General features: G+C 62.1%; 12 protein-coding genes. 7 read left to right on the top strand and 5 right to left on the bottom strand.

Translation table 11 applies throughout. The features are described from left to right. Window positions 1-154: 154 nt before the first annotated feature. The 4 genes from ACW9I6_RS25600 to ACW9I6_RS25615 all read right to left on the bottom strand — a co-directional run bounded on the left by ACW9I6_RS25600 (window position 155) and on the right by ACW9I6_RS25615 (window position 3238). Window positions 155-556: an ExbD/TolR family protein gene (locus tag ACW9I6_RS25600; protein ID WP_003218118.1), complete on the bottom strand. Its 402-nt coding sequence runs from the start codon at window positions 554-556 to the stop codon at window positions 155-157. A gap of 1 nt (window position 557) precedes the next feature. After that, entirely contained in the window at window positions 558-1283 is a 726-nt protein-coding gene (locus tag ACW9I6_RS25605) for a MotA/TolQ/ExbB proton channel family protein (RefSeq protein ID WP_085984637.1), read from the bottom strand. Window positions 1284-1333: 50 nt separating this feature from the next. Next, the gene (locus ACW9I6_RS25610) at window positions 1334-2146 is read right to left on the bottom strand and encodes an energy transducer TonB (protein WP_003218120.1); all 813 of its coding nucleotides are present in this window, start codon (window positions 2144-2146) and stop codon (window positions 1334-1336) included. Window positions 2147-2386: 240 nt separating this feature from the next. Then, window positions 2387-3238, bottom strand: coding sequence for a LysR family transcriptional regulator (locus ACW9I6_RS25615; RefSeq protein WP_008433713.1), 852 nt, complete (start codon window positions 3236-3238; stop codon window positions 2387-2389). A gap of 105 nt (window positions 3239-3343) precedes the next feature. Here ACW9I6_RS25615 and ACW9I6_RS25620 point away from each other — a divergent pair, with 105 nt between their 5' ends. The 6 genes from ACW9I6_RS25620 (at window position 3344) to ACW9I6_RS25645 (ending at window position 8799) form a co-directional block, all read left to right on the top strand. After that, on the top strand, window positions 3344-3805 hold the full coding sequence (locus ACW9I6_RS25620; protein WP_457339986.1) for a nucleoside deaminase: 462 nt from the start codon (window positions 3344-3346) through the stop codon (window positions 3803-3805). After that, entirely contained in the window at window positions 3792-4991 is a 1200-nt protein-coding gene (locus tag ACW9I6_RS25625) for a CynX/NimT family MFS transporter (RefSeq protein ID WP_003218123.1), read from the top strand. The genes ACW9I6_RS25620 and ACW9I6_RS25625 overlap by 14 nt, the downstream gene beginning before the upstream one ends. A 74-nt stretch (window positions 4992-5065) precedes the next feature. Then, window positions 5066-5998, top strand: a complete 933-nt coding sequence (locus ACW9I6_RS25630) for a LysR family transcriptional regulator (protein WP_003218124.1) — start codon at window positions 5066-5068, stop codon at window positions 5996-5998. Window positions 5999-6128: 130 nt separating this feature from the next. Further along, on the top strand, window positions 6129-7301 hold the full coding sequence (locus ACW9I6_RS25635; RefSeq protein ID WP_003218125.1) for an L-dopachrome tautomerase-related protein: 1173 nt from the start codon (window positions 6129-6131) through the stop codon (window positions 7299-7301). A gap of 12 nt (window positions 7302-7313) precedes the next feature. Then, complete coding sequence (locus ACW9I6_RS25640; RefSeq protein WP_457339987.1) at window positions 7314-8195, top strand: LysR family transcriptional regulator; 882 nt, start codon at window positions 7314-7316, stop codon at window positions 8193-8195. A 292-nt stretch (window positions 8196-8487) separates the two neighbouring features. After that, window positions 8488-8799 (top strand): putative quinol monooxygenase, encoded by a 312-nt coding sequence (locus tag ACW9I6_RS25645; RefSeq protein WP_003218128.1) that lies wholly within the window; start codon window positions 8488-8490, stop codon window positions 8797-8799. A gap of 38 nt (window positions 8800-8837) precedes the next feature. Here ACW9I6_RS25645 and ACW9I6_RS25650 read toward each other — a convergent pair whose 3' ends face one another. Beyond that, window positions 8838-9917: a fatty acid desaturase gene (locus ACW9I6_RS25650; protein WP_457339988.1), complete on the bottom strand. Its 1080-nt coding sequence runs from the start codon at window positions 9915-9917 to the stop codon at window positions 8838-8840. Between the two features lie 101 nt (window positions 9918-10018). Between ACW9I6_RS25650 and ACW9I6_RS25655 the strand changes: the two genes are divergently transcribed. Continuing rightward, a complete protein-coding gene (locus ACW9I6_RS25655) occupies window positions 10019-11023 on the top strand; it encodes an AraC family transcriptional regulator (protein ID WP_457339989.1) in 1005 nt (334 codons plus the stop codon). Window positions 11024-11108 lie beyond the last annotated feature (85 nt).

Genomic DNA, 11108 nt, shown 5'->3' on the forward strand with positions numbered 1-11108 from the left:
TTGCTTACTTTTGCGCTGTTCAAAAGTGAGCCGCTGTAAGAGCGGAACCATAAGTAGCCGTTACCTAAATAACGGATATGTACTCCCCCCAAAGCAAAAAAAAGGCCGCACCCTGCCAAGGAGACGGCCAAAAAAATTGTCGAGGCATTTGAAACTAACGTGCAGTAATCACCGACAGCTTGGTAATCCCCGCGCGCTCGATAGACGCCATGGCTCGCGCCACTTCGCCATAGTTCACTCCATCATCAGCCTGCAGTTGCACCCGCACATCCGGGTCCTTGGCCTTGGCCGACTGCAAGTTGAACTCCAGCAAATCCGGCTGGATTTCATCCTTGTTGATAAACAGTTTCCCGGCCGCATCAATGCTCACCACCAGCGGGTCCTTCTGCTCCACCGGGGCCACGGCCTCGGTCTTGGGCAAGTTGATCGGAATCGCATTGGTCAACAACGGCGCCGTGACGATAAACACCACCAGCAGCACCAGCATCACGTCCACCAGCGGCGTAACGTTGATCTCGCTCAGCACCTCATCACTGTCTTGCGTGGAGAAGGCCATCTCAGGACGCCTCCTTCACTTTTTGCGCGCCACCCTGGGCACCGGCCTTGCTCAGCGTCGGGTGCAGCAGCACGCGGAACGAGTTCTTCTGCGCCAGGCTGTAGAAGTCGTGGGCGAAGTCGTCCAGGTCAGCAGCCGTGAGCTTCAGGCGACGCAGGAAGTAGTTGTAGACCAGCACCGCCGGCACCGCGACGGCAATACCCACACCCGTGGCAACCAGTGCCGCACCGATCGGCCCGGCCACGGTTTCGAGGCTGGCGGAACCGGCGGCGCTGATGCCTTTCAGGGCTTCCATGATCCCCCACACAGTGCCGAACAGGCCGATAAACGGCGAGGTGCTGCCGATACTCGCAACCACGGCCAGGCCGGTCTCCAGGGAGCGACGCTCACGCACGATCTGTTGGCGCAAAGCGCGTTCAAGACGGTCCTGATGGTTGATCGCCTGGCTCAGGTCAGCAGCGTGTGGCGCCTCACCCACCTGGATCGCGGCGTAACCAGCCTGGGCCACACGAGCGGCGGCGCCGGGTTTGGTTTCGGCCAACTCAGCGGCCGAGTCCAGGCTGGATGCCGCCCAGAACTGTTTGTGGAACTTGCGATCCTGGGACTTGAGGCGGCCGAACTGGACGCCCTTGAGCAGGGCCAGGCCCCAGGTAGCGACCGAAAAGACCACCAGCAGCCAGATCACAGCGCTTTCGATGGATTCAGTTGGAGATGCTAATGCCATGATGTTTTCCCTCTGTGCAGGTCGCGATGTGTCCAACACACCGCATCCAATAATTAATGAATCTTGAAATCGATCGGTACGCTGACCCAGCCGTCCTGGGCCACATCACCCTGCTTGGCCGGTACAAAACTCCAGCGCTTCACGGCAGCCAGTGCGGCTTCGTCGAGTTGCTGGCGACCACTGCTTTTCTGAATCTGGATCTCACCCGGCTTGCCGGTGGCCAATACATGCACCCGCAACAGCACCGTGCCTTCCCAACCCCGGCGCTGGGCCAGTGACGGGTATTCCGGCGCCGGGTTCTTCAGGTACGCGGCGTTGGCCGAGGCCGGTGTGACCGGCGCGGGCGCAGGCGGTGCCGGCGGTGCTGGAGCCGGTGGCGCGGGTACAGGCGGCGCGGGCGGCTGCTCGGCTACCGGTTTCGGTGCGGGCTTGGGCACAGGCTTTGGCACCGGCTTGGGTTTCGGAATCTTTTTCGGCGCCGGCTTGGCGGCCAATTCATCAACCACCGGCGGCGGTGGCTCGACAACCGGTGGCGGCGGCGGTGGCGGTACAGGCGGCGGCGGCTCCACAACCGGCGGAGCCGGCTGGGAAAATTCGATCGTCATCGGCGGGATTTCCGGCGGCACAATCGGCAGCACCGGGGTTGGCTTCTGGCTGACCCAATAGATCACCGCGCCATGCAAGGCCAGCGCGAGAATCCCCAACAGGATCGCTTCACGCCGACTCAACACACCCTTCGGGGTTTTCTGCGTACGCAACTGCCCCAACGGCGCGCGATGCGGCCGGCCAAGGTCGACCAACTCACCACCCGGTGCGTGGCGCCACTGCGCCTCTTGTGCACTGGCGGCGGTCTGGACATTGCCCATTGATTAACTCCCCTGCGGTCTTAAGCAAAAAAACCGACGGGCCTGCCTTGGCGGCCGTCGAGGGCTGAATCATCGGGGGCAGACGCTTATCTCTTAAAGTAATCTTTAAAGTTATAGATAGATCTAAATTGAATAACCGAAACATCCGGATACGCCGAAGCCACGTCCTGCGCGGCCTGGCGCCGTGGGGGAAAATCTCAATGCTTTTGAGGCATACAAAATATTCACTGAAGGCATGGCTCAGCGTGGATTACCGGCACATAAATCCTGCAATTGGCGTAGCAACGCCTGCCCGGCCGCACCAAGGCCGTTGCGTCCATACAGCGCCAGCCGCACGCCCTGCACCGCAGGCAAACCGCTGTCCGCGCCCAACACCACGTGCCCGGGCTGCACCACCCGCACCGGCAACAGGCTGATCCCCAGCCCCGCCGCCACCGCCGAACACACGCTGGCCAAGCTGGCGCTGGAATAACCGATGCGCCAGCGCCAGCCGCCCACCTCCAGGTGATGCAGCATTTCATTGCGGTACAGGCCGCCAGCGGGAAACGCCACCAACGGCAGCGGATCACGTCCCAGGGACGGCGAACTGCGGCTGTCGACCCAACACAACGGCTCCGGCCAGGACACCAGGCAGTCATCGCTGTCACCCATTTGCTTGACCAGCAGCACGTCGAATTCACCGCCGCGATAATCCCGCAACAATTCCGGCCCCAAGCCGCTGGTGACCTCCAGGCGCACCCGGGGATAAGCCTGCACAAACGCCGACAGCAGCGGCATCAGGCGCTCGGCCGCAAAGTCCTCGGGCACCGCCAGGCGCAACACGCCATCGCTCTGCTGATTGATCAGCACGTCGGCCGCCTCTTCGTGCAGCGCCAGGATGCGCCGCGCATACGCCAGCAAGCGTTCACCTTCCACCGTGGCTACCACGCGGCGCTGGTCGCGGTCGAGCACCTGGCTGCCCAACGCATCTTCCAGGCGGCGGATCTGTTGGCTGACCGTGGACTGGGTCAAGTGCAGCCGCTCGGCCGCGCGGGTGAAATTGCCGCAATCGACGACGGCAACAAAGCTGCGCAACAACACAGGATCGAACATGGGCTCACCATTCCATTTGCCACTGATTGGCATGGTTATATTTAATTTCAGAATACCCCTGCGGCTGCCCATACTTCACGCCTCATTGCGCACGAGGGGTTTTCCATGACTGACGATCAACAGCATCTGCATCACGCCGTGCAACTGGCCAAGGCCAACGTAGCCGCCGGTGGCCGCCCGTTTGGTGCCGTGCTGGTGCGCAACGGCGAGGTGCTGGTGGAGGCGGTCAACGAAATCCACTTGAGCCAGGACCCCACCGCCCACGCCGAGATGCTCGCCATCCGTGCCGCCAGCCAACAACTCGGCCCGCGCCTCGACGGTTGTGTGATCTACGCCAGCGGCCAGCCCTGCCCGATGTGCCTGAGTGCGATGCACCTGTGCGGCATATCCCGTGTGGTATTCGCTGCCAGCAACGACGTGGCGGCGCCCTTTGGTTTGTCCACAGCAGCGATCTACCAGCAACTGGCGCTGCCGCTGGCGGAGCAAAAATTGCCCGTGCAGCACCTGCCGCAGGCAGCGATGCAAGCCCTTTACCGCGAGTGGCAGGCCCTGCGTGACGCTGAATAATTCATTCGCCGGCAAGCTCGCCGGTTGGGGTTTGCTGGTAGTGCTGGGCCTGAACCTGCGGCCCATCCTCAGTTCCATCAGCCCGTTGCTGGGGGAAATCCGTCTGGCCACCGGCCTGAGTTTCCAGAGCAGCGCCCTGCTCACCAGCCTGCCGGTGATCTGCATGGGCCTGGTGGCGTTGGTGGGGGTGCGCCTGGAGGCGAAGCTGGGGGAGCGTCGCGGAATCGCCCTGGGCTTGATGATGATTCTGTTGGCGTGCCTCGCGCGCTGGCTGTTTGGCCAGGCGCCGGCGCTGCTGGCCACCGCATTGTTCGGCGGTGCGGGTGTGGCGCTGATCCAGGCGCTGGTGCCGGCGATGATCAAGCGCCAGTTTCACCAGCGCGTGCCGTTGGCGATGGGGGTTTACTCGGCTTCGCTGATGGGCGGCGGTGGCTTGGCCGCCCTGCTCAGCCCGTTGGTGGCGGGGCATTTCCAGCAGTGGCAGGCGGGGCTCGGGATCTGGCTGCTACCGGCCCTGGGCGCACTATTGTTGTGGGCGTGGCTGCCATTGGGTGCGGCGAAAAACCCGCAGGTGACGGCGCCGTTCCAGGGCCTGCGCAACCGTCGGGCGTGGTTGCTGGCGCTGTATTTCGGCCTGGTGAATTGCGGCTACATGAGCATGGTCGCGTGGCTGCCGGCCTACTACCAGCAGTTGGGTTGGGGCGTACTGCCCAGTGGTTCGCTGCTGGCGTTCATGACGATCTTCCAGGTAATCGCCGCGCTGCTGATGCCGGCACTGGCGCAACGTGGCATTGATCGTCGACCGTTACTGAGCATCAGCCTGCTGGCCCAGACCGTGGGCTATATCGGCCTGCTGACGGCGCCGCTGGAATTCCCCCACGTGTGGGTGGCGTTGATCGGTTTCGGCCTGGGAGCATGTTTCGCCCTGAGCCTGTTGTTGACCCTGGATCACCGCCGCGACCCTCGGGAGGCCGGCCAACTGGCGGCGTTCGTCCAGGGCGTGGGCTTTTTGATCAACGCCGTATCACCGTGGCTGACCGGCTGGCTGCGGGAATTGACTGGCAGTTTCGTCAGCGCCTGGATGGTGCTGACGCTGACGGTGGTGGCGATGCTGATACTCACCCGGGTGTTCAGCCCGGCCACCTACCGCACAGGCTCTATGGATATGCAATTTGAATCTAGATAAAACAATGAACATTCTTTTGCGGAATAAGCGAGGCGATTAGAATCGCGGTTTCCTTCAGGACGCCGGAAAACTCCATGGACCTTCGCCAACTGCGCTACTTCATTGCTCTGAACGAGTACCGCAGTTTTGTGCGCGCCGCCGACGCCATGGGCATTACCCAGCCGGCGTTCAGCCGCAGCATCCAAAGCCTGGAACAGGAGTTTGGCTGTGTGCTGGTGGACCGCGCCCACAAAGACCTGCGCCCCACTCCCGAGGGCCAGGTGGTGTTGCAACATGCCTTGTCGCTCGTTCAGGGGGCGGCGCGGCTGAGCCACGAAGTCACCCGCATGACCAAGCTCGACGCCGGCGAATTGCGCTTTGGCTGCGATGCCGTGGCGGCGGTGAACCTGGTGCCTGGAGCGATCGCAAGGTTTGTCGGCGCTCATCCACGAGTACGCAGCGGTTTGCATGTGGATAACTGGGAAAAACTCGGACGCAGTTTGAGTCGCGAAGAGATCGAATTCTTCATCGCCGATGTGCGCCACTTCGAGGCCGATCCGAATTTCCAGACCCAGGCCCTGACACCCCGGCGCAATGTATTTTTCTGCCGCGCCGGGCACCCGTTACTGGCCAAGGACAGCCTCTCGACCAACGACTTGTTTGACTACCCGCTGGCCACACCGCTGATCGCTCCCGGGGTACGCAAGCTACTGGCCAACCTGAGCGGGCGTGTCGACTTTTCTCCCGCTATCGAACTGGAGCAGTTTGCGGCGCTGGCAGCCATCGTGCACCAGTCCAACGCGATTGGCCTGGGTGCCGAGGATGCGTTTGCCGAAGACTTTGCCCGTGGCGCACTGACGGTGTTGCACTGGCGCAACGTGCCTCACAGCCTCGACAGTTTGAACAACCGCTGCGGGATCATCAGCCGTACCGGGTTTCGCTTGTCGCCGGCGGCGAAGGCGATGATCGAAACCCTGATCACCGTGGATACCCCCTCTGCTGAAGCAAGCTTGCTCGCCCGCAATTAAAAAACCAGGCTTGCGCGCGACAGCCCATTCTCTTGATTTCAATGAAACTGTTATCGGCAATCAGCGGGTTTTTTCGCCTGCCGGGAACCGACACCATTGGCTCCAGAACAGAAAAACCTGGAGCCCTGCCATGTACTTGAAATACCCAATCAGTTGGACTGCCCTTGCCTTGGCAGCGGCCCTCACCGGCACCGCCGCCCAGGCTTCCATGCCGGCGAACCTGCCCGCCGATCAGAGCGTTGGCGCCATCGAGCAGGTGCACGCCTTCCACGATGCCATGCCCACCGGCGTGAGCGTTACCGAGACCGGACGCATCTTTGTCAACTTTCCTCGCTGGGGCGACGAGGTGCCGTTTACCGTCGCAGAATTGCGCGACGGCAAAGTCGTACCCTACCCTGACCAGGCGATAAACCAGGCCAACCCCAAAGACCCGGCCAAAGGGTTTATCAGCGTACAAAGCGTGGTGGCCGACGGGCGCGGACGCCTCTGGATACTGGACACCGCGGCGCCTGGCTTCTCGCCTCCACAGCCAGGTGGTGCCAAGCTCGTCGCAGTTGAGCTCGCCACCAACAAGGTGGTCAAGACCCTCGTATTCCCGAAAAACGTCATGCTGCCCGGCACCTACGTCAACGACATGCGCTTTGATTTTCGCGTGGGTGACCAAGGCGTGATCTATATCACCGACTCTTCACTTACCGGCCCGGGCGCGATCATCGTCATGGACATCGCCAGTGGCACGGCCATACGCCGGCTCAGTGGTGCACCCTCGACCTCGGTCGACCCGAACTTCGTACCCACGGTCGAAGGCCAGGTCCTGAAAGTGCGGGATGCCAAAGGCGGCACCCAGCCTTTTGCCGTGGCTTCGGACGGCATCGCCCTGTCGGCTGATGGGCAGACCTTGTATTTCTGCCCGCTGTCGAGTCGGCACCTGTACGCCATCCCCACGGCACTGCTGCGTGACGAGACAGTCAGCGAAGCACGGCTCGAAATGGCGGTCAAAGACCTCGGGGAAAAAGGCGCCTCGGACGGGCTTGAAGCCGACGCCTCGGGGGCCGTGTATGCCGGCGACTACGAAAACAACAGCGTGCGCAAACGGCTGGCGAACGGGCAATGGCAGACCATCGTCCATGATCCGCGTGTGCTTTGGCCCGACACACTGTCAATCGGTCCTGATGGCTACCTGTACTTCATCGCCAATCAGCTGCACCGCCAAAGCATCTTTCACGCAGGCAAAGACTTGCGCCAGAAACCCTACAGCCTGCTGCGCGTGAAGATCGATGCCGCACCGGCGCCCACACACTAGCGGCGCCGAAGCATGAATATTGATGCGTTGAACCTGTTCATGCGATCAACAGAGCTGGGCAATATCACCGCAGCCGGCAGGGAGCTGGGACTCGCGCCCTCGGTGGCCAGCCACAAACTGGCGAAGCTTGAAGAATACCTGGGCATGCGCCTGCTGCATCGCACCACTCGCCAGGTCAGCCTGACCGAAGACGGTGCGCTGTTTCTGCCCCATGCAATCCGGGTGCTGGCAGCCGTGGACGAGGCCTATCTGGTCGCGGTGAAAGGCAAGGACGTGGCCAAACGGGTGTTAAGAGTATCCGCCCCCGGGTCCTTCGCGCGGATGTGCCTGATGCCGGCCATTACCCGGTTCCTGCACGCCAACCCGAAGCTGAAGATCGACCTGATACTGTCCGATCAAATGCAGGACCTGACCGAGATCGGGGTTGATGTGGCAATCCGCATCGCCGCCCTGAAGGACTCATCCCTGGTGGCGCGCAAGCTCGGCTGCGACCGACGCATCCTGTGTGCGGCACCCGCCTACCTCCAGGCGCATGGCGAACCGACTTCACCTGCGGAGCTGGTCAATCATTCCTGCATCCTGCTGGGCGACGAGGACCATTGGCGTTTCGTGGGTGCCCAGTCACACGAAGTCACGGCAAACAGTGGTTCGCTCAGAGTCAATTGCGGCGAAAGCGCACGGCTTGCCGCGGAGGGTGGGCTCGGCATCGTCTCTGTTTCACAGTGGAACGCCAGGCCCTCACTGGAAAGCGGCGCATTGGTGGAAATCATGCCGTCCTGTGTCCTGGAGCAAACCCGGGATATCTGGGCGATCTACCCCAGCGCGCGGTTGATCTCATCCAAGGCTCGGGCTTTCGTCGAGTTCATGATCGCCGAGTTCCAGGGCGATTTTTAGCATAGGGAAAAAATCATGACGGTGACTCACCAAGCTGCAGGCAGAACAAATCTCGCGAGCGGCCCACGCGTTGTTCGACTAGGGGTGACAGACTTGTCGTTCCATCGGGTTACCGCTGCGGTGGTAGTGCTGGTGTTGCAACGCATGGGCCTGACCGGGCAAAGACGGCCGTTCGATTCCGAGGCCTTTTACGAATTCTGAATTCGCGGCAGGCTGGCTACAAGGGCCTGCTCACTGAGGCTAGTTTGGCGATGCAGATGTTCTGCAATCTCCCCAAACCGAGGATTCCAACATGCTCTACCTGGTTTTCAGCGGCACCATCAAAGAAGGCAAACAGGCCGAGTTCTATCGTGATGTAGCGGCCGTTTCACAAAAGCTCACCCACCAGCACGACAAGGCCGTGGTCTATCAATGGCATAAGGATGAAGAGAACCCCAACCGGTTCTTTCTCAACGAACAGTGGGAAAGCGTCGCGGACCTGCACGCGCATTTCGAAACGCTCTACAAAGCCTTCGGCCCGGCGAAACCGACCGAGCGCCTGCCGGCGAAAATCCTCGCGTACCTGGATGAAGCACAGGTGAACTTCTACCAGGCCATTCAGTAAATCGCACCCGGTCACCCCAGGGTGACCGGGACGCTTGCTCAGATCGCTGTCCTTTCCACCGGGTTGAGTTCGCTCAGCCGTCCCTCCTGGCGCGCAAACCGATTGGCCCGGGCAAACGTGCCGAAATCGTTGAAGCGCACGCCCATCTCCGCCATCACCTTGTGCGCCGTTTTCACTGTCATCTGGCGGATGTAGAACGGCTCCTTGACCACAAAGTGATGAATCCCGTGGGTGCTGCCGAAGTTGAAGCAGAACGCTTGCAACGGCCACAGCCACCACGGGTTGAGCACCTGGGTTTGCTGGATCACGTTGCCCGGCTCGATGTCGCCGTAGTAGTGCATGTTGGAGCTGACAAAGTGCAGGCAGAAGGTACGCAGCACGTTGGGGCCGATGATCACCACGGCGGCGATGTCGATGACGTGCATCACCGCCAGCGTGTTGGCCGACCAGTCGATCGGCGCGCCCAGCAGGCTGGCGATGCCATTGGCGGCATGAAAGCAGAGGAACACATACCACGCGCCCCAATGCAGCAGCGCCAGCGGTGCGTAGACCAGCGCCGTGCGCTTGAGAATGCCCAGCTTGTGCTTCCAGGATGGTGCGCGCAGCACCCGGATCAGTGCCGACATGATGTTGTCGCCGACCATCAGCAAACGTGCCAGGCCCCACGGTTCACCGTTGGTGATCGCGCGCTCTTCGATGTCGGTTTCGCTGCCGGAAACCTTGTGGTGATTGAGGTGGATATGGCGTCGTACCCAAGGGTTGATGGTGCTGGGCCGCGCCAGCCACACCAGGCCCATCATCAGGTTGTGGGGCAGGCGCTGCTTGCGAAAGTACATGCTGTGGATCAGGTCGTGTTCCAGTTCGTGGGTCAATGACGCGAGGAATGCGTTGAGCAGCAGGCACACCCACCACGCCATGTGCCCGGTGATATACAGCGCCGCCGAACCCAGCATGCCCACCAGGGCAAAGGCCAGGATGCCCGCGCCCAACGCATCCTGATGCAGCAGCCAGGGGTGGCGCTGGCGCAATAACAGCCCCTCGGCCAGCACCACTTCACGAATATGCGCTGAACGCTGTTGTGCGTTCATCTGCCGGGGGCTTGCAGAAGTACCGTCCATGCTTCCATCCTCTGTCTTATTGATGCGTACATCCTGCCCTATGCGATCTGGCGGGACGCTAGCCCCACACGCCAACCTGTTGACCGCAAGCGCCAATCAACATGACCGAACCCACCTCTCTCGCCAGCTGGACCCGCGCCCTGCGCAAGCAGCTCGACGCCCTGGGCCTCGACAGCACCGCGCTGTGCGCCCAGGCCGGGCTCGACCCGCAGTTGATGGAAGATCCGAACGCGCGCTACCCGCTATCGGCCACCACGCGCCTGTGGGAACTGGCGGTACAGGCCAGCGGCGACCCGGCGATTGGCTTGCGGGTGTCGCGGTTTGTCAGCCCCACCACCTTTCACGCGCTGGGTTATGCGCTGGTGGCCAGCGGCAGCCTGCGGGAAGTGTTCGAGCGGATCGTGCGCTATCACCAGGTGGTCAGCGACGCACTGAGCCTGGAGCTTAGCCGGGAGGGCGAACGTTACCGCTTTCGCCTGCAACAGCCCGCCGGTACACCCGCACCCGCGTTTGAGGCGATTGATGCGTTCGCCGCGATTTACGTGCGCACCTGCCGCAATCGCCTGGGCCGGGAGTACGCGCCGCTGGCGGTGTACCTGCGGCGGCCCGAGCCGGCTGATCCCAAGCCGTGGCACACGGTATTTCGCGCGCCGGTGTTTTTTGCCGCCGAGGAAGACCGTCTGGAATTTGCGGCGCGGGACTTTGACAGCCACCTGGACGATGCCAACCCCGAGTTGGCCGAGCACAATGAAACCGTGCTCAAGCGCACCCTGGCGCAACTGCGGCCGCTGACCTGGGAACGCAAGGTGCGTTCGGCCATCGAAGCGCAGTTGCCTGACGGTGAGCCGAGCGCCGAGCGCATCGCCCAGGCGTTGCATCTGAGTTTGCGCAGCTTGCAGCGGCATCTGGCGGATGAGGGCTGCCGGTTTGATGCGCTGCTGAACGAATGCCGGGAGAACCTCGCGCTGCTGCATCTGCGGGATCCCGAGTGTTCGCTGGCGGAGATCAGTCATTTGCTGGGGTTTGCCGATACCAGCAGCTTCAACCGGGCGTTCAAGCGCTGGACCGGGATGACGCCGGGGCAGTTTCGGGATGGGTTGAGGTAGCTGGAGTTGCGGCGGCTGCGAGGGCCTCTTCGCGAGCAAGCCCGCTCCCACATTTGACCGCATTCCAAAGGATGTACTCGGTCAA

The organism is Pseudomonas sp. SDO5522_S412, assembly GCF_054071215.1.

Excerpts from the sequence above, each read along its gene's own strand:
- ACW9I6_RS25645 (WP_003218128.1), top strand. The coding sequence starts at position 8,488 with ATGCTCTACCTGGTTTTCAGCGGCACCATCAAAGAAGGCAAACAGGCC.
- ACW9I6_RS25610 (WP_003218120.1), bottom strand. The coding sequence starts at position 2,146 with ATGGGCAATGTCCAGACCGCCGCCAGTGCACAAGAGGCGCAGTGGCGC.
- ACW9I6_RS25630 (WP_003218124.1), top strand. The coding sequence starts at position 5,066 with ATGGACCTTCGCCAACTGCGCTACTTCATTGCTCTGAACGAGTACCGC.
- ACW9I6_RS25600 (WP_003218118.1), bottom strand. The coding sequence starts at position 556 with ATGGCCTTCTCCACGCAAGACAGTGATGAGGTGCTGAGCGAGATCAAC.
- ACW9I6_RS25640 (WP_457339987.1), top strand. The coding sequence starts at position 7,314 with ATGAATATTGATGCGTTGAACCTGTTCATGCGATCAACAGAGCTGGGC.
- ACW9I6_RS25635 (WP_003218125.1), top strand. The coding sequence starts at position 6,129 with ATGTACTTGAAATACCCAATCAGTTGGACTGCCCTTGCCTTGGCAGCG.
- ACW9I6_RS25615 (WP_008433713.1), bottom strand. The coding sequence starts at position 3,238 with ATGTTCGATCCTGTGTTGTTGCGCAGCTTTGTTGCCGTCGTCGATTGC.
- ACW9I6_RS25620 (WP_457339986.1), top strand. The coding sequence starts at position 3,344 with ATGACTGACGATCAACAGCATCTGCATCACGCCGTGCAACTGGCCAAG.
- ACW9I6_RS25655 (WP_457339989.1), top strand. The coding sequence starts at position 10,019 with ATGACCGAACCCACCTCTCTCGCCAGCTGGACCCGCGCCCTGCGCAAG.
- ACW9I6_RS25650 (WP_457339988.1), bottom strand. The coding sequence starts at position 9,917 with ATGGACGGTACTTCTGCAAGCCCCCGGCAGATGAACGCACAACAGCGT.